Origin of the sequence: Nesterenkonia sandarakina (genome assembly GCF_013410215.1) — a bacterium.
Classification (GTDB): Bacteria; Actinomycetota; Actinomycetes; order Actinomycetales; family Micrococcaceae; genus Nesterenkonia; species Nesterenkonia sandarakina.
Window position 1 is genome coordinate 1,212,494 of sequence record NZ_JACCFQ010000001.1, and the last position, 25,110, is coordinate 1,237,603.

Here is a 25,110-nt window from a genome sequence, read left to right on the forward strand (position 1 = left end):
TCCTCAACGAGCTGCCCCGGCGGCCGCGAGGGATTCTCGAGTGGAGAGGACGCCAACGGTGCGTCGGATCGGATTGCCGTTCCACGTGGTGGAGCCCGGGATGCTCTCCGAGCGCATCACCAGCGAGCCCGCACCGACACTTGCGTGAGGGCCCAATGAGCTGCCGGGAAGAACGATGCTGTTCGGCCCGAGGGAGGAGCCCTCTTCGAAATGGACCCGGTCCAGGCGCATGATCCGGTCGTGGAAGAGGTGCGTCTGCAAGACGGTGCCGCGGTTCACCGAGGCACCTTTGTCGAGCCGGATCAGATCGAACTCCGGCAGCCACCAGGTCTCGCACCAGACACCGCGTCCGATCTTCGCGCCCATTCCGCGCAGCCACAGGTTCAGCAGCGGGGTGCCCAGACTCATTCGGATCAGACCAGGGACAGCCAGCGCCTCGGAGAAGCAGTCGGCCAGCTCGTTGCGCCAGACGAACGAGCTCCACAGCGGTCGCTGGGTCGCTTTGAACCGACCGACCAGGAGCCATTTAGCGAGCATCGCGGTCAGTGCGGCGGCGATCCCGCTGGCCAGCAGCACCGGGCCGGAGAGCGCCACGGCGGTGAGGAAGCCGAAGCTGGTGTAGATCAAGGCCAGCACGTAGACCGTGACCAGCGCCAACCACGCCGTGATGAACATCGGCAGGATGCGACACAGCTCCACCGCTGCCCGGGCCAGCTTGAGCCGACGCGGCGGGTCATAGGTCAGCGACGCGTCGACGTTCTCTGCAGCACGAGGAAGTTCGATCGGGGGGTTGCCGAGCCACAGCGAGTTCAGCGGCATCTCCTTGGGTGCGGAGGAGAGCACGGCGACCAGCGAGTTGGAGGGCATCCTCTGATTGGGACCGAGGATGGCCGAATTGCCGAGGAACGCCTTCTGGCCGACGCTGCCGCTCTCCAACCGCAGCTGGCCGTGGCGGACATACTTGGCGGAGACCAGCGAATGATCGGCCAGGAACGACTTGTCGCCGACGCTGGTCAGATGCGGGATCGCCTCCACGGTGGCGGCTTCCACGTCCTTGCCCACGTGCGCACCGAGCAGTCGCAGCCAGGAGGGGGTGAGCATGCTGGAGTAGAGCGGGTACATGTTGATCAGTGACTTCGCCATCAGACGTCCCGACATCCAGGCGGCCCACGCGGGGAGGCTGTGCACCGAGTGGATACCTCGAGGCATGAGACGGCCCATCAGCCGGACGGAACCGGCGAGCAGACCGAGATACGTCACCACGGTGATCACGATGAACACCGGGGTCCAGGCGGCAAGCGTCCACAGGGCCGGGGCCAGCGTCTCGTAGTCCGAGATCAACAACAGCATGAGGGCGGCCCCCGGCAGCGGTGCTGAGAGGGCGAGCAGTCCCAGCATCAGGAGTCCGATCGGGTACATCAGCGCGACACCCAGGTGACCCCGGGCCGCGGACTTCTCGGTCACCGGCCAGTCCTGCCCCGAGACGCCGATCCTCTGCAACGGGGAACCGGCCCAGTGCTCGTTCTCTGGGACCATGTCGGTGACCACACTGGCGGGTGCGATCTCCGCATTGGCGCCGACCACGGCTCCTCCCTGGAGGGTCGACCTCATGCCGACGCGTGCATTTTCACCGATCCGCACGACTCCGATATGGAGCTGATCGCCCTCGAGCCAGTGACCGGCGAGGTCGACGTCCTGTTCGATGGAGGCCCCGGACTCGATCGCGGCGAGGCCCGTGACGGGGGGAAGCGCGTCCAAGTGGACGTTCTTGCCGACTCCTGCGCCCATGGCACGTGCGAAGGCGGGGGCAAGGGGCGTGCCCATCAACGCGTCTAACTGACAGAAGGTGAGGATCCGCTCTGCCGCCCAAAGGCGAACATGCGCGACCCCGCCACGCGGATAGATGCCCGGTCTCACGCGGTAGAGCAAGACTCGGGCCGAGACGATCGCCGCGATGGCCCGTGCGGGCAGGCTGAAGAGCAGAAGCCAGGCGATGATCGTGGGGACCAGGGGTGGATTCGGCACCCAGGGTGTCTCTCCGATCTGGAACAGCACCAGACACACGATGGCGATCCCGGTCACATAGCGCAGACCGATGATGCTGTAGAGACCGGCGATCAGCGGCATCTGGAGGAATCCGGTCCAACGGGGAGTGGGGCGCGTCGTGCGCTCCATGGAAGTCTTGGGATCGAGTTGGCGAAGATGCGAAGACATCTCGGAGAGTGAGGGGTGAGCATAGAGATCTGCGATCGAGACGTCCGGATAGCGCTTGCGCAACGTGGAGACCAGCTGGGCGGCCGTCAGGCTGGAACCGCCAAGGGCGAAGAAGTCGCTCTCGGCGCTCAGCGGCACCGGACCCAACAGGCCGGTCCACCGCTCAGCCAGCCAGACGAAATCGGCATGCAGCTCAGTGGCTGCCGCCGCCGCGCTCGGGTCCGCCGGCAGCGGCCAGGGGAGCGCCTTGCGATCTACCTTGCCGGAGGTCTTCACCGGGAGCTCATCGATCACGGCAAGTGCAGGGACCAGCCGCCCGGGAAGCTTCTCGCTCAGAGCAGCGCGCGCCTGGACCAGGTCGATGGTCTTGCCGGCGGCGGGCACCAGGTATCCAGCGAGGATCCCATTGCCGTCTGGGCTCTTCTGCACCGCGCTGGCGCCTGCGGCGACGTTGGCCAGATTGCTCAGCGCATTGTCTACTTCTCCGAGCTCAACTCGCTGACCGGCGAGCTTGACCTGATCGTCCGCTCTGCCGACGAAGATCAGGCCTTCCATCTCAGCGCGGACCAGATCACCGCTGCGGTAGGCGCGGGGCCAACCAAGAGTGGTCATCGGCGCGTACTTCTCCGCGTCCTTCACCGGGTCCAGGTACCGACCCAGCCCGGCTCCGCCGATGACCAGCTCGCCTACTTCGCCCCAGGGCACCGGCTGGTCCTCCGCATCCACCACAGCCAGCTGCCACCCGCGCAGGGGAAGCCCGATGCGCACCGGCCCTGAACCGTCGACCAGGGCGCCGCAGGAGACGACCGTGGCCTCGGTGGGGCCGTAGGTGTTCCAGACCTCCCGGCCCGGGGTCGCCAGACGTGCCACGAGCTCCGGCGGGCAAGCCTCCCCGCCGAAGATCAGCAGCCGGACGTTCTTCAGAGACTCGGCGGGCCACATCGCAGCCAGCGTCGGCACGGTCGAGACGGCCGTGATCCCGCGCTCAGCCAGCCAGGGCCCGAGGTCTTCACCTGAACGGACGACGTCACGCGGTGCCGGCACGAGGCAGGCGGCGTAGCGCCAGGCCAGCCACATCTCCTCACAGGAGGCGTCAAAGCTCACCGAAAGCCCGGCCAGGACCCGATCTCCCGGTCCCAACGGAGCATCGACGCAGTACACAGAAGCCTCGGCGTCCACGAATGCCGCCGCGGATCTGTGCGAGATCGCCACCCCCTTGGGCTTTCCGGTGGACCCTGAGGTGAAGATGATCCAGGCATCGTCGTCGCCGTTAGGGGGGCGATCTTCTCCGCGCGGGGGTGAATCAGGCAGCAGGCGCACGTTGAGACCGGACTCGATCACGGCCGTGACGCCAGCTTCCTGCCACACCATGCGCGCACGTTCCTGAGGCTCATCATGATCCACCGGCACGTAGGCGGCTCCTCGGTAGAGCGCCGCCAGGATCGCGATGTAGAGCTCCACGGTTCCGGAGGGGACCCGGATGCCGACCCGATCTCCTGTGCCGATGCCCGCTTCCCGCATGACCACGGACACCTTCTCGATGCGATTCAGAAGTTCCAGGTAGCTCAGCTGGACCACGCCGTCGTCGAGCGCGGTCGCGTCCGGAAAGTTGTCGACACTGTGGAAGAAGATGTCCAGCAGAGTCCGCGGGGCGGTGACGGCTCCGCCGGAGTACACGGCAGTTGAAGGTGCAAGTTTGTTCCAACTCCCGATGGGTCGCGAGGCGCCGGCGGGGGCGGTCAGTGCAATGACCTCACCCGGCGGCTCCTGGTGCAGCTCTGCGGTGGCGGGGGGCTTGAGTGCAAGGTCCGGGGTCACCGTGGGGAGGGCCTTCGGCGAGCCTTCGTAAAGAACCATAAATCACCTTTTCGGCTGGAAAAGTCGGCACCCGATCGTGTCTTGGGCACGACTTAGGGGTTCCCGCTCCGCAGGACGGACCGGTTGTAGCAAGGGATACGCCGGTCACACAGGTCTCATTCATCACAGCCCTGAAAATCTTTTGAGCAGGGCTGTGCAGAGCCGAGTCCCGATGTGCTCCGAAGATCGAACACTGCCGATGCGGGGCGGTCCGGGTTCGGCATTCAACGGGGCCGAGCGCGCTGAGATGCTGGTTTCGGTATTGCTTAGCTCTCGAAAACGAGTATCATGCGCAGATCGCGCTCGATTATTGAGAGATCTGTCACATCTTGAAATATTCAATAGCGTGCGGATACGCTACAGAAGGCTTGAAGCAACTAAGGACCGTGCCGGTCTGACATCCTTGCACCGGATGTGCCCAGGGCCTAGAAAGGTCTTCCCCCCCATGCCTGTTTCTCCGCCCGTTTCACGGAGTACCTCGAGAAGGTCGTCGCTGCGCGGTGATGACGCGCTTGGTAGGCGAAATTGCAGGTCTCGACTGCCCATGGAGAGACAGCGGGGTGGACTGCCAGGCCAGCCCGTGAGGGGCGAACCTTTCCTGGCCAGCCCGGCCCGCCCTGCTCAAGGGGGTGCCTGCCATGGATCCAGCGGGTGAGGACGTCCCTTTCGATGTCCGGGAGGCCTTTGCCGCGCACGGCGGGGCGCTCTTCGCGTTCGCGCTCAATGCGCTCGGCGACCGGTCCGAGGCTGAGGACTGCGTCCAGGAGGCCTTCATCCGCGCCTGGCGGAATCGGGATCGTTACAGCAGTTCTCGCGGTTCAGTGAGGACCTGGCTCTTCGCCATAGCGCGGAACCTCGTCATCGATGCCTTGCGTGCTCGTGCCAGACGACCCGCCCCCTCGGACCCGGAGAAGATCGAGTGGGCCAGTGAGCCGGTGGCCGAGGATCTGCTCATCGTCGAGCGGCTGGTCCTCTATGAATCCTTGGCCACACTCACCTTCGAGCATCGAGAGGTCATTTTCGCTGTTCAGCTCAACGGCGTAGGCTACGAGGAGCTTTCGGAACAGACGGGCGTTCCGGTCGCGACCTTGCGGACGCGGATGTACTACGGGCTGAGATCACTGCGGAGGGCACTGGGGGGTAATGCTCACGATGGGGGAAATGCCGTCGCGGCGCGAGGAGCTGATCGCAGGGGCGCTGACGGGCAGTCTCAGTGACGCCGAGTGGCAGGAACTGGACCAGGCCCGAGCCGCAGACCCGACGATCGACGACGAGCTCGCGGAGCTCCGCGCAACAGCCTCGCGTCTTGATGCCGCCGACCTGAGCTGGCGGGAAGAGACTCCGCCTGCGTCGCTTGAAGAACGCATCCGCGCTGCGACCTCAGAATCAGAGGAAGAACCAGGCCGGGACAGCGACGACGGACACCCTTCCTCCGGTACCTGACGCCCACCGAGCGTGATCCTGCTCCTCGGATCCCTCCCGCGATCCCGCTGCAGCCACGATCGCGTGCACCTGTCACTCGCCGCTGACTGCCGCTGGTTCTGCAACGCGCTGACCTGCGCTGAGAATGCTCGACGCCCCATGATGGGCTCGTATAGGTTGAGCACGACGCGAAGCGACCGCACAGCACAGGAGGCGCCATGACTCAGCATCCAGACCAGAACGAGCCGTCTGAAGGCGAGAACCCGAAGAGGGAGCGTTCGCCGGGGGAAGGCTCTGGTTCGCCCGGCCACCAGCCCACCACCCCCCTGGGCGATCGCCCCGGAAACGCCGGAGGCCCGGGTCTGCCGGCAGGGCCCGGCCCCGCACAGGCAGGTCAGCAGCCCCGGCAGCCCGATCACCCGGGTCAGTCGAGTCCGACGGGTGAGTCCGGTCCTGGTCCCTACGGCCGGCCAACCTCGCCGCAGCAGGCTCCTGGTGCGGGCGCCGGGGCGGGCTACGGGCAGCCCCAGGGTGGATATCCGGGTCCAGGCGAGTCGGGGCCCGGTCAGTCGGGAGCCGGTCAGTCGGGTCCGGGCCAGTCCGGGCGCCCGCAGTCGGGACAGGATCAGCCCGGCCAGCCGCGACCCGGCCAGCCCGGTCCATACCCGGCTCAGCCCGGCCAGTACCCGGGTCAGCCCGGCCAGTACCCGGGCTCCTCGGGACAGTACCCGGGACCGGGCTTCCAGCAGCAGCCGTACCCGCAGCAGTCTCAGCGTCCCGGCGGAACCAATCAGAACGCCGTCGAAGGCAAGAACTTCTTTGCGGCCCTGTTCGACCTCTCCTTCCAGAGCTTCGTGACGGTGAAGTTCGCCAAGTTCATCTATGTGCTGTTGATCGCGTTCGTCGTGCTCGGGTACCTGGTCGTGGTGGCCTCCGCGTTCACCGAGGGTCCCGGGGTGGGCCTGTTCGCGCTGCTGCTCGGCTGGATCCCTGCCGCGATCTACCTGATCCTGATCAGAATCACTCTGGAGTTCATGATCGCGCTGGTCCGCACCTCGCAGAACACCGCTGGCACCCGTTCCGAGATCGAGGCGCTGCGGTCCGAGTTGAAGGACCGCCGCTGAACCTCACGGCAGATGTTCCCTGAGGCCGGACACGACGACGGCGCCTGACTCTCCGCGCGGAGGATCAGGCGCCGTCGTCGTCGGGGCTCAGGATCAGCTCAGCTCCACCACCACGGGGGCGTGGTCCGAGGCACCCTTGCCCTTGCGCTCCTCGCGGTCGATGGAGGCAGCGCTCACGCGTTCGCTCAGCGCGGGGGAGCCCAGCACGAAGTCGATGCGCATGCCCTCCTTCTTCGGGAAGCGCAGCTTGGTGTAGTCCCAGTAGGTGTAGACCCCGGGGCCGGGCGTGTGTGGGCGGACGACGTCGGTGTACCCGCTGTCCAGGAAGCTTTGGAACGCCTCACGCTCGGCGGGGGAGACGTGTGTGAGTCCCTGTTCGCGGAAGAAGTCGATGTCCCAGACGTCCTCGTCCTGCGGGGCGATGTTGAAGTCACCCATCAGCGCGATCTGGGCCTGCGGGTCCTTGTTCAGCCATGACTGGGCGTGGTCGTTGAGCTGACGCAGCCAGGCGAGCTTATAGCTCATGTGCTCATCCTCGAGTGAACGGCCATTGGGCACGTAGAGACTCCAGATGCGCACGTCGCCGCAGGTCGCAGCGATGGCGCGTGCCTCCTGGATCGGGTCCTTGCCGCCCTTGCCGAAGACCGGCTGGTCTTCGAAGGTGCGCTCCACATCCTTCATGCCTACACGAGAGGCGATCGCCACACCGTTCCACTGGTTCAGACCGAAGTGCGCCACGTCGTAGCCGTTGGCCTCGAAGAGCTCCCAGGGGAAGTTCTCGTCCTTGCACTTGGTCTCCTGGATCGCCAGGACGTCCACGTCAGAGCGGTCCAGCCAGGCCTCGACCCGGTCGGCCCGGGCCCGCATCGAGTTCACATTCCATGTCGCAATCCGCATGGGCTCAAAACTACCAGCGGGGACCCGCCGCTCGGCCCTCCGCTCAAGCGAGGTCCTGGCTCACCGGGTGGGTCTCACCGGGCGCTTCGACCGGGGCGGCTCAGCCGTGGCGCCACCAGTCGTCCTGAATGGACACCGGGACGGTGCGCTTATGGCGGGTGCGCAGGTAGTGCTTCTCCAGGATCTCGGCATCGATGTCCGGGATCTCGCGGCCCTCGAGGTAGTCATCGATGTGGTCATAGCTGATGCCGAGCTCGGTCTCATCGAGCTGACCCGGGCTGTCATCGAGCAGGTCTGCCGTAGGTGCCTTGGACCAGAGGGTCTCCGAGGCGCCGAGGTGCTTCAGCAGCTGGCGGACCTGCCGCTTGTTCAGAGTGAACAGCGGGAGGATGTCCGCGCCGCCGTCGCCGTATTTGGTGAAGAACCCGGTGATGGACTCTGCGCCATGATCGGTCCCCACGACCAGCAGGTCGTGCTCACCGCCGATGGCGTACTGCACCGTCATGCGCAGTCGGGCCTTCACATTGCCGCGGTGGTAGTCCTTCATGGGACGGCCGAAGGCCTCATCGAAGGCGATGTTCACCCCGGTCACGGCCTTCTCGATGTTGAAGGTGTGTGTCTGATCTGGGCTGATGAACTTTAGCGCGGTGTCGGCATCGTCGGCGTCGTGCTGGACGCCGTGGGGAAGCCGCACCGCGTGGAACTGTGCCGGGTGGTCCTGATCGCGCAGCTTCTGCGCCGCGAGCTGGCAGAGTCTGCCTGCCAAGGAGGAGTCCACGCCACCGGAGATGCCGAGCACGAAGCCCTGGGCTCCGGCTGCTCGGGCGTACTCCACGAGGAAGTCGACGCGCCGACTGACCTCCTGCGCCGGGTCGATCTCGGGCTTGACGCCCATCTCTTCCACGATGTCTGTCTGAAGCTCACGCATGGCCTGAGTCTACCCAGGCGCAGGTTTCACTCAGATGACTGGGGCCTGTGTGTTCGCAGAATCCCGCGAGGGCCGAGACTGCAGGCGGTGCGCCAGGCATGGTTGTTGCGCCGACCTGCTGGGTAGGCTGAATCGACACTGCGGTGCAGCCCGGAGGGGGAACCTGTGATGGCCTCAGAAGAGATGTCCGGTTCTGAGCGGCGTGGCTCTGCGGCCGAATCCCGGGCGGGGGTCGGGGATTCCTCCAAAGCAGACTTCGGTGCCCGGTACCGGCGCTGGGACAGGGTCACCGAGCTCCCGTTGGCAGTCGTGGCGTTCTCCTTCCTGCTGGTGTATGCCTACCTCGTGCTCGCCAACACCCGGCCCACTGAGACCTCATGGCCAGCGGTCTACCTGCTCGTCGTCTGGTCGATCTTCGTGCTGCACTATGTGATCAGCCTGGTGCTGGTGCAGCAGCGGGGGCGCTGGTTCGTCACCCATCTGCACGAGCTCGCGATGGCGGCACTGCCGTTCCTGCGCCCGCTGCAGCTGTTGCGCCTGGTCAAGGTGGTCGCGGTGCTGCACCGCACGGTGGGCTCCGCTCTGCGCGGACAGGTGTCGGTCTACGTCGCCGGCGTCGCGGCGATGCTGCTGCTGGTTGCCGCCCTGGGGGTTCTCGACGCGGAGCAGAACGCGCCAGGCGCGAACATCACGGGTTTCGGCGACGCGCTCTGGTGGGCCTTCGTGACGATCAGCTCGGTGGGATACGGCGACCACTATCCGGTGACGGCTATGGGAAGGCTGGTCGCGATCGGGCTCATGTTCTCGGGGATCGCGCTGCTCGGCTCGGTCACGGCCACGATCGCCTCCTGGTTCGTGGAGCGCATCGTCCAGGCGCAGCAGCAGGTCGCCCACCCTGGGGGTACGGTCGAGCCGGTCAGGAGAGGCGGAGGATCCCCCAGGGGTGGGTCTGAGTCAGCCCCGGGCGAGGAGCCGCAGCCTGGTGCGTAGCTAGGATGGGTCCCATGACTGAGACTGCCGCCGGAACTCCGCAGCCCGCCGACCAGCCCGCCGATCAGCAGGCAGGCCACGCCGCCGATCGCCAGCGCCTGAAGGAGCTCATCGGTGAGCTCGCCGTGGTGCGCGGGAAGGTCACGCTGTCCTCGGGCAAGGAGGCTGACTACTACATCGATCTGCGTCGGATCACGCTCCAGCACGAGGCCGCCCCGCTGGTGGGCCGCGTCATCCGCACTCTGCTCTCCGAGGCCGGGATCAACTACGTCGCTGCGGGTGGGCTGACCATGGGTGCGGACCCGGTGGGCACCGCGGTGATGCACGCCGCCGCGCAGGACGGGGTGGCCACCGACACCTTCGTGGTGCGCAAGGCGCAGAAGTCTCATGGCATGGGACGTCAGGTGGAGGGGCCGAGCGTGGAGGGCCGCAAGGTCGTGGTCTTGGAGGACACCTCCACCACCGGCGGGTCAGCGCTGACCGCAGTGGACGCCGTGCGGGCCGCCGGGGGGATCGTGCAGGCGGTAGCGGTGATCGTGGATCGTGACACCGGCGCCAAGGAACACATCGAAGCCACGGCGGGAGTCCCGTATCTGTTCGCGTATTCCAAGAACGACCTCGGACTGGACTGACCCCTCCTTCCATTGACGGTGATCGATAAAAGCGCCTAAGCTCGCTATATCGAACATTGTCGATGCATCCCGCGGGTGCACCCGCGCCCCGTTGGATGCACCCGGAGATGGAGCCACCATGGAGTCCTCACCCGCCAGCCTCGCTGAGCTGCCCGTCGTCGTCGTCGGGGCTGGTCCCTCGGGGCTGGCCGCCGCCGCCCACCTGCTCGAGAACGGCCTGGAGCCGCTGGTCCTGGAGGCCGGGCCCCAGGTGGGCGCCGCGATCCGAGAATGGGGACATATCAAGCTCTTCTCACCCTGGCGGTACAACATCGATGCCGCCGCGGCGAAGCTGCTCGAGCCCACCGGGTGGGAGCCTCCGCGTGCCACGGCGCTGCCCACCGGTGCCGAGCTGGTGCGGGACTATCTCGAACCGCTGGCCAGGACGCCGGAGCTGGCAGACCGGATCCGCACCGAGCACCGGGTGCTCGCGATCAGCCGTGGAACGCGGGACAAGACCCACGTGGCTGCCCGCGCCGACCAGCCCTTCGTGCTGCAGGTGGCGCACTCCGGACAGGTGCTGCAGCTCCAGGCCCGCGCGGTGATCGACGCCTCAGGAACCTGGGGCGCCCCGAACCCGATCGGGTCCGCCGGGCTGCCGGCGCTGGGGGAGGACGACCCCGCAGTGGCAGCGCGGCTGCTGGGATCGCTGCCCGATGTGCTCGGCGCCCGGGCGGCGCGGCTGCGCGGTCGCCACACCCTGGTGGTGGGAGCCGGGCACAGCGCCATCAACACCTTGCTCAATCTCGCAGCGCTGCGGCGTGAAGATCCTGCGACCAGGATCAGCTGGGCCATTCGCGGGGCATCGGCCGAGCGGGTCTACGGCGGCGGGGATGCCGACCAGCTCCCCGCACGAGGTGCGCTCGGGCAGCGGCTGCGCCGACTCGTGGAGGGCGGCGAGATCACCCTGGTCACCGAGGCTGAAGTCCACGCGCTGAGTGTCGCAGAGTCGAGTGATCGGGAGTCGGGCGTCCGGGAGTCGAGTGGTGATCCCGACGACGACGCAGCCCTCCCCGCTCTGGAGGTCGCCCTCGCGGATGGTCGCCGGCTCCGGGCGGATCACCTCGCCGCTGCCACCGGATTCCGACCGCAGCTTCGGATGCTGCGCGAACTCCGGTTGGAACTCGACCCCGCCGTGGAGTCCCCGCGGCGGCTGGCCACGCTGATCGACCCTGAGTCCCATTCCTGCGGCACCGTTGAGGCCCATGGCGCGGACGTGCTGGCGCACCCGGAGGAGGGCTTCTTCCTGGCCGGGATGAAGTCCTATGGCCGGGCGCCGACGTTCCTGCTCGCCACCGGATACGAGCAGGTGCGTTCCATCGCGGCGCACCTGGCCGGTGCGGACGCGGCCGCCCGGGACCTGAACCTTCCCGAGACCGGCGTGTGCTCCGGCGTCGGCGCTCCTGATCCCGAGGAGTCGCCGTCCTGCGGCGCGCCGGAGCCCAGCTCGCCCGCGCAGAACCAGGCACAGATGCCGGCGTCGTCCTGCTCCAGTCCCGCGCCCGAACCAGTGGCGGCAGGATCGCGCATCGGCGCCTCCACCGGCGTGCTGCACGGCCGCACCGGCTGAGCTCCGCGCGACCGGGCGCTGACCGCGCGGATCCGCCCCTGAAAAGTGGCACTCCGCCTGATCCGACATCGACTGTGCAATTTTCGGGGATTTCGAGGCTGAATCGACGTCCATCTTCCCCAAAATTGCACAGTCGATGTGCCCGTGTGGAAAACCGCCGGCACGTTCGGGAGGGATCGAGACACTTGCTCCATGTATGCACTTCCGCAGCAGCTCATGGACCGAGCCTTCACCGCGGCGGAGGCCTTCAGTCGGGATGTGCCCCGGGAGCGATTGAGGCGCAAGGACATTGTTGCGCTCGGCTCAGGCGTCTACGCAACCAAGGCGCTCGCTGAGCGGAGCACGCCACGCGGGGTCCTCGTACTCAAGGTGCAGGCCCTGGCCCGGGAGCGTCCTGACATCTGGGCCTCGCATGTCACAGCGGCGCAGCTCCATGAATTGTGGCTCCCTCCGCGGCTCCTCGATGATGATGCCCACATCCACCTCTCCCAGCCTGCGGAGACCGTGATCTGGGTTCGCCGGAAAGGGGTCTGCGGGCACCGTGTGGTGATTCGCCCTCAGGATGTGGCGACGCGGGATGGGTTCCGGCTCAGCACGCCCGGGAGAACCTGGCTGGAGGTCGCCAGTCTCTGCAGCGTGCGCGAGCTGATCATCATGGGTGACCAGCTTGTGCGTCATCCATATCCTCGGTTCGAAGGTCGGACGGAACCACACACCACGGTGCAAGACCTTGCCGCACTCTTGGACGGCTCCCGCGGCGCCCCAGGGCGACGACGCTGCCTCACCGCCCTCGGGTGGATCCGCGTGGGTGCGGATTCCGTGCAGGAAACCGCGCTGCGGCTCGCATTGATTTCTGCAGGGTTGCCGGAGCCCACGCTCCAGGTTCCCGCGAAGCCGGGATTCCGGTGGTCACCGCGCGCGGACCTCGGGTACCCGGCGTTCAAGCTGGCGATCCAATACGAGGGAGACACACATTTCACGCCGCAGCAGCAGCGCGCCGACCAGCGCCGCGACAACATCTTCCTGGCGGAGGGGTGGCGGGTGCTGCGCTTCAACGCGGAGGACTCCAGAGAAGGCTTCCAGCGGGCGGTTTCCCAGGTGCGCGCGGCGTTCGGCCTCGTCTGAGTCGGCGGCCCGGGGTCAGCGTCCCAGCGAGCGCTGCATCAGCACCGTGCTCAGCGTCTGCCCGCGCTTGACCCCTACCTCGGTCAGCCGTCCCACCTCGGTGAACCCGAGCTTGATGTGCAGCGCGTAGGACGCTCGGGTCGAGGGGTCGTCGGTGAGCACAGCGATGACCTGGCGGTGTCCGGCAGCCTCGCAGCGGGTCAGCAGCTCGGTGAGCAGCGCCCGTCCGACGCCGCGGCCCTCCGCGCCGGGGCGCAGGTAGATCGTGTCCTCCACGGTGTGCCGGTAGGCGGACTTGAGTCGCCAGTGCCCGGCGTAGGCGAATCCCAGGATGACTCCGTCCTGCTCCGCGAGCAGGAACGGGTGTCCTGCCGAGCGCTTCTCCGCATGGCTCTGCGCCCATTCCGCCACGCTCAGCGGCTCCTCGCTGAACGTGGTCACCGTGTGGTGGGCGTAGTGGGTCTGGATCTCCACAACGGCCGGCAGGTCAGCGAGCTCGGCGTCGCGCAGGTGCACCGGGGAGGCAGCGTCAGGCATAGCAGGAGCATAATCCCCAGTGGGCTCCGGCGCCGTCGTCGTCGGGCAGGTCATCGGGTCCAGCCCGCCGACGGCGCCCTGCCCTGGCCGGCTCGGCCCAACTCTGCCGGTATTCGCCCGGATCGGAACACGGGGCGCCCCCACCGTCCACCCTGGTGCGCACCGTGCCACCGGCCCTAGTGTGCTTCCATGGGCACAACACCGGATGACTTCGCCGCCGTCGACACCTACCTGATCGAGAAGCTGGTGCCTGAGGACGCCGCGCTCGCGGAGACCCGGCGCAGCTCCGCGGAGACCGTCACCCCGGGGATCGACGTCACCCCGAACATGGGCGCCTTCCTGGGGCTGTTGGTGCAGATCACCGGCGCCACGAGGGTGCTGGAGTTCGGCACCCTGGCCGGGTATTCCAGCATCTGGATGGCACGCGCCATGGACGACGACGGCGCCGTGGTCACCTTGGACATCGACCCGGCGGCAGCCCAGGTGGCCCGCCGGAACTTCCACGCCGCTGGCGTCGCCGATCGGGTGCAGCTGCGCATCGGCCCGGCACTGGACTCCGCGAAGGCGCTGATCGCAGAGGGCGCGGGGCCCTTCGATCTGGTCTTCATCGACGCGGACAAGGCGAACAACCCGCACTACCTTGAGGCCTCCCTGACCCTGTCCCACCCGGGCACGGTGATCGTCATCGACAACGTGGTCCGTTCCGGCGCAGTGCTCGAAGACGAGAGTGCAGACCCGGACATCCACGGCATTCGCACCCTGATGACCCACATCCAGGCCGATCAGCGGCTCAGCGCCACCGCGCTGCAGACCGTGGGGCTCAAGGGCTGGGACGGGTTTCTGCTGGCCAGGGTGAACTGACGCCGCCTGAACGCCTGCGGCCGCAGCGCCGGTGCCGGGCCGCCAGAGTCGTGATCTCTGCGACCTCACCGGTGGGATAGCCTCGAATCCATGGATGAACAGGGGCAGGCCGAGGCCACAGCGCGGCAGCCCACGGAACGCGAGATCGGGGTGGGCCCGTGGCAGGGGCCCTGGCCTGCGGGTGAGCACTACGACCCGGAGCTGCTGCGTGAGGGTGATCGCCGCAACGTCACCGATGAGTACCGCTACTGGTCCCACGACGCGATCGTCGCCGACCTCGACGCGCGCCGGCACGACTTCCATGTGGCCATCGAGAACTGGCAGCACGACTTCAACATCGGCACCGTGGTGCGCACTGCCAACGCGTTCCTGGCCAAAGAGGTCCATATCATCGGGCGCCGGCGCTGGAACCGCCGCGGGGCCATGGTCACCGACCGCTACCAGCACGTCCGCCACCACCCCTCAGTGGAGGACTTCGTGGCCTGGGCCGAATCCGAGCGGCTGCCGGTGCTCGGCGTCGACCTCTTTCCGGACTCCAGGCCGATCGAGACCTACGCGCTGCCGAAGCGGTGCGTGCTGGTCTTCGGCCAGGAGGGGCCCGGGCTCAGCGAGGAGGTGCGGGAAGCCGTCACGGACACGCTCTCCATCGCGCAGTTCGGCTCCACCCGGTCCATCAACGCCGGCACAGCGGCCGGGATCGCGATGCATGCCTGGATCCGGCAGCACCGGTTCACCGACTGAGCAGCCGCAGCAGCGCGCAGGCGGCCGCCGCGGCTCCAGCCTTCGGGGCAGCCACTGGGCCGGCCGCGCAGACCTACGGCGTCTCTCCGCGGCTCAGCTTCTCCAGGAACTTCTCGATCCGCCTGGCCCGCGTGGCCGGATTCGCGGCGATCATCAGCTGGTGCAGCACGTGGTACCGGCCCTGGCTGCCCAGTGCCTCGAAGGTCGCCTGCGCGGTGGGCGAGGCCTGAAGCGCAGCGGCCAGATCCGCCGGGACCTCGGCTGACGCCTGGCCGGAGTAGGCCCGGTCCCACCGGCCATCGGACTGGGCCCGCTCGATCTCCGCGAAGCCGCGCGCCCGCATCCGCCCTTCGGCGATCAGCGCCTCCACATAGCCCACGTTGCGCTGCGACCAGATCGAGGCCCTGCGCCGCGGGGTGAACCGCTGCCGGAACGTGGTCTCATCCCGAGCCTTGCGCTGCCCGTCGATCCACCCGCTGCACAGCGCCTCCTGCAGCGCGTCCGCATAGCTCAGCGAGGTCGGGGTGGTGACGCCCTTCTTGGCCAGCACCAGCCATACGCCTTCTGAGCTGCCCTCATGCTGATCCAGCCAGGCGCGCCAGGCGGCGACGTCGGGCAGGGTCAGCTCGAGCTCCTCACTCACCGCGGCCAGCCCTGGTGTTCTCCGGATCTGCGGCCCAGCGGCGGAGGAACTCGGCCCCGGCCTCGTCGTGGATCGCGTCGGTCTCTGAGGTCAGCACCTCGTACTCGGTCTCCGGGATGCCGTCTTCGGGGCGGACGTCCACGTGGGAGACCGGGATCCCGCGCTCGTGCAGCCAGGTCGCCATGGCGTAGTCGGTGCGGGAGTCGCCCATGGTGAACCAGCTCTGCGCGGTGATCCCGCGTGCCTCCAGCAGGGTCAGGGTCCGCTCGGCTCCCACGTCCTTGCCCACGCCCTCGTGCTCAATATCGGTGGAGATGATCGTCGGGTCGATCCGGACATGCTTCAACTGGTGCTTCTCCAACAGGGGTGGGATCGCGGCGTCGAACTCCTTCTGGGCTTCCAGGTAGTCCTTGTTCTCCACGTCGGTGGACTGCTCCACGGAGACCATGGAGCGTTTGGTCTCGTCGAAGAACATGTGCCCGCTGAAGCGCTCGGCCACCAGGTCACGGATGTCATCGGAGAGCCCGGTGGGGAGCTTCAGCTCCTCGTCGATGTGGATCTCCCCCAGGCCCTCCGGGGTGACCTCGGCCCAGACAGCGCCCTTCTCCGCGATCGTGAAGACCGGGGTGTCTGGGAGCAGCCCGGCGGCGCGCATCGGCGGGATCACCTGCTGGGCGATGAAGTCATCGGAGCGTCCGGTGTTGAAGATGACCGGGATTCCACGATTGGCCATCAGGGTCAGATCCCGGGCGATCGACTCGATGGCGACGGTCCGGCTGACCGGAGAGGCGATGGGCCCGTCCACATCCAGCAGCAGTCCGAAGGGCGGGGCGGGGTTGAATGAGGCAGTCTCAGCAGAAGAAGTCACCTATCCATTATCCTGTAAAGGCCGACGCCGAGTGTCAGGTTGGCCGGAGAAGTCCGGCTTTCACCGGCGCAGGCAGGTCACGGGGCTATAGCTCAGCTGGTAGAGCGCGTCGTTCGCATCGACGAGGTCAGGGGTTCGACTCCCCTTAGCTCCACAATTTCGCTGGCGGGAGCGACAGAGATGCGCGTTGCGCTGGAAGACTCTGAAGAATGCCGATAAAGTCAAATCATGCCTGATCAGCGCTATGACGCAAACCGCCAGACCATCGGCTCGCTACTCAGCACGACCAGCCCTCGCGTGGAGGTTCCGGAGTGGCAGAGGTCGTACGCGTGGGGCGCCGAGGAGATCGAGGCGTTTTGGCTCGACTTGTTGAACTTTGACGGGTTGTATCCAGGTCGGAACATCCAAAATGAAGAATACTTTCTCGGATCCGCAGTTCTCGTCACGGGCGGAAACACCAACTTATTACTCGATGGGCAACAGCGTCTCGCGACCGCAACTATCCTGCTATCGGTCTTGCGAGACGCGAGACGAGTTTTCAAGGCCGATGCCGCCACGCGTTTGCAGAACAAGTTCATCGCCGATCTCGACGATGCGACTGGCGAGACCACGCCAGTCCTCACTTTGAACGTCTACGACCGCGAGTACTTTCGTGCAGAGGTTCAGGATGAGCGCACAGGAGACCAAGCTCGCCCCACGGCCACACTTAAGTCTCACGGACTTGTCCGCAAGGCTCGGGATTACTTCGCGATGAAAATTGCGGAGGAGGAGCAATTGGTTGGAGGCGGCAAGTCAGGTTTCGAAAGAAATCTAAGAATATCAGACGTTCTCTGTAGCCATATGTCCCTTGTCGTTATTCACTCCAGTGACGAAGATAACGCCGCCGCCGTTTTTGAAACTCTCAATGACCGTGGAATTGGTTTATCAACTCCGGACCTCTTGCGCAACCTATTGCTTCGTCGCGCCAGTGGGGCCGATGCGCGGAGCCGGGTCGTCTCGGCTTGGCAGAACGTGCTTGGTATAGCCGACGAAGCTTCTGTTGATGAGTTCCTGCGTCACTTCTGGGTTAGTAAGCGCGGTGATGTCAAGGCACGCAAGCTCTATCGAGAAATTAAGGAAGCGATACTGATTGAGGACATTGACTCTGTCGAGTTCTCCCTGGAGCTGGCGGATGCAGCGCCCATATACCGCGACCTAGTCCGCGGTCGCGACAGTGACAAAGGTCTTCAACGCCAATTAGAGGGGGTCCGGATGCTGGGTGCGAAAGTGTTGCTCCCAGCGCTACTTTCTGGTCACGCATCTTTGTCGGAAGATGAAAGTAAGGGGGAGCTCCAGTCGCTAACTTCTGCCCTGACCACGCTGTTTGTCAGACACTCGGTTATCGGAGGAAGAGATTCGACCACTCTGGAATCCACGGTCTACTCTGTGGCCGCCGAGCTTAGACGTACAGGCGACTTCGGTGCAGCGGTTGCAGCTTTGCGGGCGTTCGCGCCGGACGCAGAGGACTTCGTAAGCCGGTTTGCTCGCGCCAGCGTTAGCAGAATCGCCACCGCGCGTTACCTGTTGCGCGAGATTGAGCACGCGAAACGCGCGACGAGCGAGGTGGCAGTCGAGCTTGCAGACCGTGTGCACGTAGAGCACATTTACCCGCAGACTCCCGAAACAGATGCACGATGGTCGGTCCATGCTCAGATGATTAACCGATTGGGAAACATGACCTTGCTAGGCAAGCGCTTAAACACCTCAATAAAGAACGCCGACTTCTCCACTAAGAAGGAGAAGGGGTACGAGGCGTCAGACATCCTTTTGACAAAAGAGCTCCTGGTTCATGGGACTTGGTCGCCAGCCATTGTAGAGGCGAGGCAAAAAGAGATGTCTGAACTGGTGTTTCAGATCTGGAGTTTCCCGGGTGAAGCTCCGCCAAGCCCACAAGCGAGCGACGGGCCTGATGTACCAAAGCACGATGCAAATGATGCCCAGACACTCGATGAGCTTCCGGAAGTGCCTGCGTAGGAGCGTTTTATAGTGCCAGACCATAGATAGCTCGAGGCTCGCGCATTAAGTGTCTTTGTTCCAGTCTCTCCAGAGGCAGCATTTAGGAAAGCCCGGCTGTTTTTGGTTCGTCTTGCGAATGTGGGGAACTCGTTTCGCCTTCGAAGCCCCTCGTAGGGCGATCAACCCGTCCTCCTCCTCACCCGAACCCACAGCCCGGTAGGATCGCCCCAACGCCGCCACAATGAGGTGGCGGCGCCATGAGTTGAGGGAGATTGCAGATATGTTCTCAAAGATCCTGGTCGCCAACCGCGGGGAGATCGCGATCCGCGCCTTCCGCGCCGGCGTCGAGCTCGGGGCGCGCACCGTGGCCGTGTATCCGCACGAGGACCGCAACTCCTTCCACCGGCAGAAGGCCGACGAGGCCTACCGGATCGGCGAGGAGGGCCACGCGGTCCGGGCCTACCTCGACATCGAGGAGATCATCCGGGTCGCCAAGGACTCCGGCGCCGATGCCATCTACCCCGGCTACGGATTCCTCTCCGAGAACCCCGACCTGGCCCGCGCCGCGGAGGCCGAAGGGATCACCTTCATCGGCCCGCCCGCCGACGTCCTGGAATCCACCGGTGACAAGGTCAAGGCCCTGCGCGCCGCCAGAGAAGCCGGCGTTCCCGTGCTGCAGAGCTCCGAGCCGTCGAAGGACACCGAGGAGCTCACCCGCGCCGCCGAGGAGATCGGCTTCCCGATCTTCGTCAAGGCCGTCGCCGGCGGCGGCGGTCGCGGGATGCGCCGGGTGGACAAGCGCGAAGACCTCGCCGAATCCCTGCGCTCAGCCATGCACGAGGCCGAGACCGCCTTCGGCAACCCCACCGTGTTCCTGGAACAGGCCGTGCTGCGCCCCCGGCACATCGAGGTCCAGATCCTCGCCGACGGTGAGGGCAACGTGGTCCACCTCTTCGAACGCGACTGCTCGCTGCAGCGCCGCTACCAGAAGGTCGTGGAGATCGCCCCGGCCCCGCACCTGGACGAGGAGATCCGCCAGGCGCTGCACCGCGACGCCGTGGCCTTCGCCAAGGCCATGAACTACCGCAACGCCGGCACCGTGGAGTTCCTGGTGGACACCGTCGGGGAGCGCGCGGGCCAGCACGTGTTCATCGAGATGAACCCGCGCATCCAGGTCGAGCACACGGTCACCGAAGAGATCACCGACATCGACTTGGTCTCCGCGCAGATGCGCATCGCCGCCGGTGAGACCCTGGAAGACCTCGACATCCGGCAGGAAGACCTGCGCGTGCGCGGCTCCGCCATGCAGTGCCGGATCACCACCGAGGACCCGGCCAACGAGTTCCGCCCAGACGTCGGCACCGTCACGGTCTACCGCTCCGCCGGCGGCTCCGGCATCCGGCTCGACGGCGGCACCGTCTACGCCGGCGCTGAGATCAGCCCGCACTTCGACTCGATGCTGGTCAAGCTCACCGCCCGCGGCCGCAACCACCAGACCGCCATCGCCCGTGCCCGCCGCGCACTCTCCGAATTTCGGATCCGCGGAGTCGCCACCAACATCGGGTTCCTGCTCAACGTGCTGGACTCCAAGGAGTTCCTCGCCGGGGACGTGGCCACCGACTTCATCGACGCGCACCCCGAGCTGGCCAAGATCAACCGCTCCCAGGACCGCGGCTCCAAGGCGCTGCAGTACCTGGCCGACATCACGGTGAACCGGCCGCACGGCCCCCGGGTGGAGGGCATCGACCCGCGCGACAAGCTCCCGCACTTCCCCGGAGACAAGCGCGACGAGCCCGACCGCAGCCCCTTCGACGGCCCTTCGGATCACCCCAAGCCCGACGGCTGGCGCCAGGTGCTGCTGGCTGAGGGCCCCGAGGGCTTCGCGAAGAAGCTCCGCGAGCAGACCGCCCTGGCGGTCACCGACACCACCTTCCGCGACGCCCACCAGTCGCTGCTCGCGACCCGGGTGCGCACCCGCGACCTGTTGGCCGCCGCGCCCGCCGTGGCGCATGTGACCCCGGGACTGTTCTCGGTGGAGGCCTGGGGTGGGGCCACCTACGACGTCGCGCTGCGGTTCCTCTCCGAGGACCCCTGGGACCGGCTGCGCCTGCTGCGCGCGGAGCTGCCGAACATCCCGATCCAGATGCTGCTGCGCGGGCGCAACACCGTGGGCTACACCCCCTACCCGCTGGAGGTCACCGACGCGTTCGTGGCCGAGGCCGCCGCCACCGGGGTGGACATCTTCCGGATCTTCGACGCACTCAATGATGTGAACCAGATCGTCCCGGCCATCGAGGCGGTCCGCAAGACCGGCACCGCCGTGGCCGAGGCCGCGATCTGCTACACCGGCAACCTCACCGACCCGGCCGAGGACCTCTACACCCTTGACTACTACCTCGACCTGGCGCAGCAGATGGTCGACGCCGGCGCGCATATCCTCGCGATCAAGGACATGGCCGGACTCCTGCGACCCGCTGCGGCGAAGACCCTGGTCACCGCCCTGCGGGAACGCTTCGAGGTGCCCGTGCACCTGCACACCCACGACACCGCCGGCGGCCAGCTGGGAACCCTGCTGGCGGCGTCCGAGGCCGGGGTCGACGCCGTCGACGTCGCCGTGGCCTCCATGGCCGCGACCACCTCGCAGCCGCCGGCCTCGGCCCTGGTCGCAGCGCTGGAGCACACCGAGCGCGACACCGGCCTGGGGCTGGAGGCCGTGGCCTCCATGGAGCCCTACTGGGAGGCGGTGCGCTCGATCTACACCCCCTTCGAGTCTGGTCTGCCCAGCCCCACCGGCCGGGTCTACCGGCACGAGATCCCGGGAGGCCAGCTCTCGAACCTGCGCCAGCAGGCCATCGCGCTGGGCCTGGGGGAGCGGTTCGAATCGATCGAGGACATGTACCACGCGGCCGACACCATGTTGGGCCGGCTGGTGAAGGTCACCCCGTCCTCGAAGGTGGTCGGGGACCTGGCGCTGCAGCTGGTCGGGATGGATGTGGATCCGCAGGAGTTCGAGGCCAACCCGCAGAGCTTCGACCTGCCCGATTCGGTGATCCAGTTCCTGGCTGGTCAGCTCGGGGACCCGCCAGGCGGCTGGCCCGAGCCGTTCCGCTCCAAGGCGCTTCAAGGCCGCACGGTCAAGCCTCTGGACCAGGAGCTCGGCGAAGAAGACTCCCAGGCGCTGCGCTCAGATGACCCCGCCGTCCGGCGCCGCACGCTGAATCGGCTGCTCTTCCCCGGCCCCACCAAGGACTTCGAGGCGGCCCGGGAGAAGTACGGCGATGTCCAGGTGCTGCATACCCGGGACTTCCTCTACGGGCTGCGCACCGGGTACGAGCATGTGATCTCCCTGGGCAAGGGGGTGCGGCTGCTGGTCACGCTGCAGACCGTCTCGGACCCGGACCCCAAGGGGATCCGGACCGTGATGTGCACACTCAACGGCCAGGCCCGCCAGGTGGGCGCCCGGGACGACGCGGTGGAGGCCTCCGTGGCCATCGCGGAGAAGGCCGATGCCTCCAAGTCCGGCCACGTGGCCGCGCCCTTCGCCGGAGCGGTCTCGCTCACCGTGGAAGAGGGCGACACCGTGGAAGCCGGTCAGAATGTGGCCACCATCGAGGCCATGAAGATGGAAGCCGGGATCACCAGCCATGTTGCGGGCACCGTCACCCGGGCGGTGATCAGCGGCGTGCAGCAGGTCGACGGCGGAGATCTGCTCGTCGTCGTCGAGTAGCCGACTTTCGGGCCGGAATCTGGGCTCCGTGCCGGAAGCCGGATTCAGGCCCGGAAGCTGGTGGCCGACCGCGCGCGGCAGTGCCTGGGTCCAGCCGACAGCCGACGGGGGCCGCGGCCTCAGTCTTCCCAGGAAGCAGCGAGGTCGCTGATGTCCTCCGGTGAGCGAGCTGCCACGGCGGCCACCCAGCCTGGCGGCGCGGGAATCAGAGTGCTCCAGATCCCCTCCACCCGGCTGTCCCCGGTCTCCAGCACCGGCGCCCAGCTCAGCTCAACGCTGCCAACTCGGCCGTGCCAGCGCGTGGAGACCTCAGGGGTGCCCAACAGCAGCTCCTCGGGTGGATGGTTCAGCCCGACCCCGGCGGCCTTGAGCACGGCCTCCTTCAACACCCAGTGCTCGATCACCGCGGGGATCTGCGCCGCCGCTGCCAGTCGCTGCAGAGCCCCCCGCTCAGCCCGGTGCAGGGCGTACTGCGTGAACTCGGGGGAGAGCCGCTCCGGGATCGCTTCGATGTCCACGCCGACGTCCCGCCCCGGGGCCGCAGCGCCGGCGAGCACGTGCCGGGACGAACTTGAGCTGCTCAAGCTGATCCCATCCAGCTGGGGGCGTCCATGCGGGCCGCCGCATTGCTCACATCGCCGCCGGATCTCCAGCTGGGCCGCCTCCTGCGCTCCTGCCCCAAGGTGTTTGGCGGCGGTCAGTCGCAGGGCACCTCGGGCAGCGAGCACGCGCTGCTGGTCTGCCGGGTCGAGCTTCGCCGCGGCAGCCGTCTGATCCTGCTCAGTCACCACCTCCTCAAGGCGGATCAGTCTCCCCCCGGTCAGGCGTGGCAGCTGCGCCTGCAGCGCGGCGCCGGAGGTCAGCAGGACCGAGATCATCGCCGGCTGATGCGCCGGTACTGGGTCACTGCGATCGGCGCGAAGACGGCGATGATCGCCACGCAGCACAGGGTGGCGTAGAGCATCGCGTTCTCCGCGGGCCAGCCACCGGCCACCTCGAACTGCGCCGGGGCGGTGTTGCCGAAGCCCTGCCGGGCGGCGGTAGCGATGGCGGTGACCGGGTTCCACTCCGCGATCCCGCGCAGCGGACCCGGCAGCGAGTCCGCCGAGACGAAAGCCCCGGAGATGAAACACACCGGGAACAGCCAGAGCAGACCCAGGCTCTGCGCCACCTCCACGCTGCGTGCGGTCAGCGCGACGACGGCCCCCACCCAGGCGATGGCGAAGGCGTAGAGCAGCAGCAACAGGAAGGTCAGGGTGATCGTGAGCGGATCGGTGGTGGCTCGCCACCCGATCGCCAGCCCACAGAGCACCAGCACCACTGTGGAGATCACGCTGGTGATCAGGTCAGACCAGGTGCGTCCCAGCACGACACCGACCCGGGACATCGGCAGCACCCGGAACCGGTCCACGATCCCCTGGTGCAGGTCCTTGGCCAGGTAGACCGCGGTGAAGGAGGAGTTGAAGGTCAGGGTCTGCGCGAGCAGCCCGCCGATGAGGAACTCCCGGTAATCAGCCCCGCCCAGGGCGCCGCCGAAGACGAAGGCCATGATCAGCACGAAGATGATCGGCTGGGCCACACCGGTGACCAGGGCCCCGGGGGTCCGGCGGACATTCGTGAAGTTTCTGCGCGCGATGATTCCGCCATCCCGCACTGCGGTGATCACACTCATGAGCGGACCTCCTCTCGGGTCGGTGCCTCGGCGTGCTGGGTGGCGGGATCGGTGGCGGCGTCCTCGCCGGAGCGCGCCCCGGCAGGCCTCTGGGTGATCTGCAGGAAGACGTCGTCCAGGGTGGGCTGGCGCAGCGAGGCTTCGACGACCTCGATCTGCGCCTCCTCCAGGGCGAGGAGCGCCGCCTGCAGGCTCTCCTGGCGGTGCGGTGCGGTCGCGCTGAGTCGCAGCGCGGCATCATCTGCGGTGACCTGAAGGCCGATGCGACTCAGAGCGGCGCGCGCCGCAGGGACCGTGCCGGCGCGCTCGAAGACCATGTCGATGCGGGCACCTCCGGCTTGAGTCTTCAGCGCCGCGGGGGTGCCCTCGGCCACGATCCGCCCGCCGTCGATCACCGCGATCGAGTCGGCGAGCTCGTCGGCCTCCTCGAGATACTGAGTCGTCAGCAGCACCGCAGTGCCGTCCTCGGCGAGCGCGGAGATGGCATCCCAGGTGTCTCGTCGGCCGCGGGGGTCCAGCCCGGTGGTGGGCTCGTCGAGGATCACCACCGGTGGGCGGGCGACCAGGGCTCCGGCGAGGTCCAACCGGCGGCGCATCCCGCCGGAGTAGGAGCCGGCACGCTGACCCTTGGGCACGCCGTCGAGCCGGAAGTGCTTCAGCAGCTCATGCGCCCGGGCCTTCGCGGTCTTGCGGCGCATGCCATAGAGCTGACCCACCAGGGTCAGGTTCTCGAGTCCGGTGAGCTTGTCATCCACGGCGGCGTATTGTCCGGAGACCCCGAGGCTGCGCCGGGCCGCGTCACCCTGCGTGCGCACGCTGTGCCCGGCGATGAACGCGTCACCGCCGTCGGGCTCCAGCAGCGTGGTCAGCACGCGCACCGTCGTCGTCTTGCCTGCCCCGTTGGGGCCCAGCAGTCCTTGGACCGTGCCGGCCGCGACCTCGAGGTCCACGCCGTCCAGCGCCTGGAAGGTGCCGAAGCTCTTGGTGATGGACTGCAGCGAGATCAAGACACGGCCAGGTCGCGTTCGAACACCGGGGTGATGTCAGCCCAGTGCTGCTCGACGTAGTCGAGGCAGTCCTGGCGGGCGGCCGCGCCGAAGACGGCCACCCAGCCGCTGGGGACATCGGCGAACTCCGGCCAGAGCGAATGCTGGCCAAGCTCGTTGATGACTACCCGGAACTGCACATCATCTCGGTCAAAGGGGTTGGTCATCGCTGCACTCCTGGGTCGGTTTCTCGTCACTCGCCGCACTGGTTCTCGCGGCGTC

At 67.0% G+C, this 25,110-nt stretch carries 20 protein-coding genes and 1 tRNA gene; 11 read left to right on the top strand and 10 right to left on the bottom strand.

What is annotated here, in order from left to right; translation table 11 throughout:
• Positions 1–3: 3 nt before the first annotated feature.
• Positions 4–4,071: a Pls/PosA family non-ribosomal peptide synthetase gene (locus tag HNR11_RS05735; RefSeq protein WP_179441493.1), complete on the bottom strand. Its 4,068-nt coding sequence runs from the start codon at positions 4,069–4,071 to the stop codon at positions 4–6.
• A gap of 638 nt (positions 4,072–4,709) precedes the next feature.
• Here HNR11_RS05735 and HNR11_RS05740 point away from each other — a divergent pair.
• Together HNR11_RS05740 and HNR11_RS05745 are read left to right on the top strand one after the other, a co-directional pair.
• Positions 4,710–5,288 (top strand): sigma-70 family RNA polymerase sigma factor, encoded by a 579-nt coding sequence (locus tag HNR11_RS05740; protein WP_179441494.1) that lies wholly within the window; start codon positions 4,710–4,712, stop codon positions 5,286–5,288.
• Positions 5,289–5,711: 423 nt separating this feature from the next.
• Entirely contained in the window at positions 5,712–6,617 is a 906-nt protein-coding gene (locus HNR11_RS05745) for a DUF4282 domain-containing protein (protein WP_179441495.1), read from the top strand.
• 93 nt (positions 6,618–6,710) lie between these two features.
• Here the strand turns inward: HNR11_RS05745 and HNR11_RS05750 are convergent, their stop codons facing one another.
• Complete coding sequence (locus tag HNR11_RS05750) at positions 6,711–7,514, bottom strand: exodeoxyribonuclease III (protein WP_179441496.1); 804 nt, start codon at positions 7,512–7,514, stop codon at positions 6,711–6,713.
• 100 nt (positions 7,515–7,614) lie between these two features.
• On the bottom strand, positions 7,615–8,442 hold the full coding sequence (gene nadE, locus HNR11_RS05755; protein WP_179441497.1) for an ammonia-dependent NAD(+) synthetase: 828 nt from the start codon (positions 8,440–8,442) through the stop codon (positions 7,615–7,617).
• Between the two features lie 168 nt (positions 8,443–8,610).
• Here nadE and HNR11_RS05760 point away from each other — a divergent pair, with 168 nt between their 5' ends.
• From HNR11_RS05760 to HNR11_RS05775, 4 genes are all read left to right on the top strand, one after another.
• The gene (locus HNR11_RS05760; RefSeq protein ID WP_246310327.1) at positions 8,611–9,432 is read left to right on the top strand and encodes a potassium channel family protein; all 822 of its coding nucleotides are present in this window, start codon (positions 8,611–8,613) and stop codon (positions 9,430–9,432) included.
• A gap of 14 nt (positions 9,433–9,446) precedes the next feature.
• Positions 9,447–10,064: an orotate phosphoribosyltransferase gene (pyrE, locus tag HNR11_RS05765; RefSeq protein WP_425488257.1), complete on the top strand. Its 618-nt coding sequence runs from the start codon at positions 9,447–9,449 to the stop codon at positions 10,062–10,064.
• 118 nt (positions 10,065–10,182) lie between these two features.
• On the top strand, positions 10,183–11,673 hold the full coding sequence (locus tag HNR11_RS05770) for an NAD(P)-binding domain-containing protein (RefSeq protein ID WP_179441499.1): 1,491 nt from the start codon (positions 10,183–10,185) through the stop codon (positions 11,671–11,673).
• A gap of 192 nt (positions 11,674–11,865) precedes the next feature.
• A complete protein-coding gene (locus HNR11_RS05775) occupies positions 11,866–12,798 on the top strand; it encodes an endonuclease domain-containing protein (RefSeq protein ID WP_179441500.1) in 933 nt (310 codons plus the stop codon).
• Positions 12,799–12,813: 15 nt separating this feature from the next.
• Here the strand turns inward: HNR11_RS05775 and HNR11_RS05780 are convergent, their stop codons facing one another.
• The gene (locus HNR11_RS05780; protein WP_179441501.1) at positions 12,814–13,335 is read right to left on the bottom strand and encodes a GNAT family N-acetyltransferase; all 522 of its coding nucleotides are present in this window, start codon (positions 13,333–13,335) and stop codon (positions 12,814–12,816) included.
• A 189-nt stretch (positions 13,336–13,524) separates the two neighbouring features.
• Between HNR11_RS05780 and HNR11_RS05785 the strand changes: the two genes are divergently transcribed.
• Together HNR11_RS05785 and HNR11_RS05790 are read left to right on the top strand one after the other, a co-directional pair.
• The gene (locus HNR11_RS05785; RefSeq protein ID WP_179441502.1) at positions 13,525–14,196 is read left to right on the top strand and encodes an O-methyltransferase; all 672 of its coding nucleotides are present in this window, start codon (positions 13,525–13,527) and stop codon (positions 14,194–14,196) included.
• Positions 14,197–14,286: 90 nt separating this feature from the next.
• Positions 14,287–14,937: a TrmH family RNA methyltransferase gene (locus HNR11_RS05790; RefSeq protein WP_179441503.1), complete on the top strand. Its 651-nt coding sequence runs from the start codon at positions 14,287–14,289 to the stop codon at positions 14,935–14,937.
• A 73-nt stretch (positions 14,938–15,010) separates the two neighbouring features.
• Here the strand turns inward: HNR11_RS05790 and HNR11_RS05795 are convergent, their stop codons facing one another.
• Both HNR11_RS05795 and HNR11_RS05800 read right to left on the bottom strand, forming a co-directional pair.
• A complete protein-coding gene (locus HNR11_RS05795) occupies positions 15,011–15,589 on the bottom strand; it encodes a YdeI/OmpD-associated family protein (RefSeq protein WP_218849876.1) in 579 nt (192 codons plus the stop codon).
• Positions 15,573–16,448 (bottom strand): Cof-type HAD-IIB family hydrolase, encoded by an 876-nt coding sequence (locus HNR11_RS05800; protein ID WP_179441505.1) that lies wholly within the window; start codon positions 16,446–16,448, stop codon positions 15,573–15,575. Before HNR11_RS05800 ends, HNR11_RS05795 begins: the two co-directional genes overlap by 17 nt.
• A gap of 81 nt (positions 16,449–16,529) precedes the next feature.
• Here HNR11_RS05800 and HNR11_RS05805 point away from each other — a divergent pair.
• From HNR11_RS05805 to HNR11_RS05815, 3 genes are all read left to right on the top strand, one after another.
• Positions 16,530–16,602, top strand: a tRNA-Ala gene (locus HNR11_RS05805).
• A gap of 74 nt (positions 16,603–16,676) precedes the next feature.
• Positions 16,677–18,461, top strand: a complete 1,785-nt coding sequence (locus HNR11_RS05810; protein WP_179441506.1) for a DUF262 domain-containing protein — start codon at positions 16,677–16,679, stop codon at positions 18,459–18,461.
• Between the two features lie 262 nt (positions 18,462–18,723).
• Positions 18,724–22,170, top strand: a complete 3,447-nt coding sequence (locus HNR11_RS05815) for a pyruvate carboxylase (RefSeq protein WP_179441507.1) — start codon at positions 18,724–18,726, stop codon at positions 22,168–22,170.
• A 119-nt stretch (positions 22,171–22,289) separates the two neighbouring features.
• Here the strand turns inward: HNR11_RS05815 and HNR11_RS05820 are convergent, their stop codons facing one another.
• The 4 genes from HNR11_RS05820 to HNR11_RS05835 are packed head-to-tail and all read right to left on the bottom strand — an operon-like array spanning position 22,290 to position 25,055.
• Positions 22,290–23,048 (bottom strand): 4'-phosphopantetheinyl transferase family protein, encoded by a 759-nt coding sequence (locus tag HNR11_RS05820; protein WP_179441508.1) that lies wholly within the window; start codon positions 23,046–23,048, stop codon positions 22,290–22,292.
• Positions 23,045–23,842 carry an ABC transporter permease gene (locus HNR11_RS05825; protein WP_179441509.1) on the bottom strand — a complete coding sequence of 266 codons (798 nt, stop codon included), beginning with the start codon at positions 23,840–23,842 and terminating at the stop codon, positions 23,045–23,047. The genes HNR11_RS05820 and HNR11_RS05825 overlap by 4 nt, the downstream gene beginning before the upstream one ends.
• The gene (locus tag HNR11_RS05830) at positions 23,839–24,849 is read right to left on the bottom strand and encodes an ATP-binding cassette domain-containing protein (protein ID WP_179441510.1); all 1,011 of its coding nucleotides are present in this window, start codon (positions 24,847–24,849) and stop codon (positions 23,839–23,841) included. Before HNR11_RS05830 ends, HNR11_RS05825 begins: the two co-directional genes overlap by 4 nt.
• On the bottom strand, positions 24,846–25,055 hold the full coding sequence (locus HNR11_RS05835) for an MbtH family protein (RefSeq protein ID WP_179441511.1): 210 nt from the start codon (positions 25,053–25,055) through the stop codon (positions 24,846–24,848). The genes HNR11_RS05830 and HNR11_RS05835 overlap by 4 nt, the downstream gene beginning before the upstream one ends.
• Positions 25,056–25,110 lie beyond the last annotated feature (55 nt).

Bases quoted from the DNA above. Each gene is read 5' to 3' on its own strand.
- HNR11_RS05735 (WP_179441493.1), bottom strand. From the start codon at position 4,071: ATGGTTCTTTACGAAGGCTCGCCGAAGGCCCTCCCCACGGTGACCCCG.
- HNR11_RS05740 (WP_179441494.1), top strand. From the start codon at position 4,710: ATGGATCCAGCGGGTGAGGACGTCCCTTTCGATGTCCGGGAGGCCTTT.
- HNR11_RS05745 (WP_179441495.1), top strand. From the start codon at position 5,712: ATGACTCAGCATCCAGACCAGAACGAGCCGTCTGAAGGCGAGAACCCG.
- HNR11_RS05750 (WP_179441496.1), bottom strand. From the start codon at position 7,514: ATGCGGATTGCGACATGGAATGTGAACTCGATGCGGGCCCGGGCCGAC.
- nadE (WP_179441497.1), bottom strand. From the start codon at position 8,442: ATGCGTGAGCTTCAGACAGACATCGTGGAAGAGATGGGCGTCAAGCCC.
- HNR11_RS05760 (WP_246310327.1), top strand. From the start codon at position 8,611: ATGGCCTCAGAAGAGATGTCCGGTTCTGAGCGGCGTGGCTCTGCGGCC.
- pyrE (WP_425488257.1), top strand. From the start codon at position 9,447: ATGACTGAGACTGCCGCCGGAACTCCGCAGCCCGCCGACCAGCCCGCC.
- HNR11_RS05770 (WP_179441499.1), top strand. From the start codon at position 10,183: ATGGAGTCCTCACCCGCCAGCCTCGCTGAGCTGCCCGTCGTCGTCGTC.
- HNR11_RS05775 (WP_179441500.1), top strand. From the start codon at position 11,866: ATGTATGCACTTCCGCAGCAGCTCATGGACCGAGCCTTCACCGCGGCG.
- HNR11_RS05780 (WP_179441501.1), bottom strand. From the start codon at position 13,335: ATGCCTGACGCTGCCTCCCCGGTGCACCTGCGCGACGCCGAGCTCGCT.
- HNR11_RS05785 (WP_179441502.1), top strand. From the start codon at position 13,525: ATGGGCACAACACCGGATGACTTCGCCGCCGTCGACACCTACCTGATC.
- HNR11_RS05790 (WP_179441503.1), top strand. From the start codon at position 14,287: ATGGATGAACAGGGGCAGGCCGAGGCCACAGCGCGGCAGCCCACGGAA.
- HNR11_RS05810 (WP_179441506.1), top strand. From the start codon at position 16,677: ATGCCTGATCAGCGCTATGACGCAAACCGCCAGACCATCGGCTCGCTA.
- HNR11_RS05815 (WP_179441507.1), top strand. From the start codon at position 18,724: ATGTTCTCAAAGATCCTGGTCGCCAACCGCGGGGAGATCGCGATCCGC.
- HNR11_RS05820 (WP_179441508.1), bottom strand. From the start codon at position 23,048: ATGATCTCGGTCCTGCTGACCTCCGGCGCCGCGCTGCAGGCGCAGCTG.
- HNR11_RS05825 (WP_179441509.1), bottom strand. From the start codon at position 23,842: ATGAGTGTGATCACCGCAGTGCGGGATGGCGGAATCATCGCGCGCAGA.
- HNR11_RS05835 (WP_179441511.1), bottom strand. From the start codon at position 25,055: ATGACCAACCCCTTTGACCGAGATGATGTGCAGTTCCGGGTAGTCATC.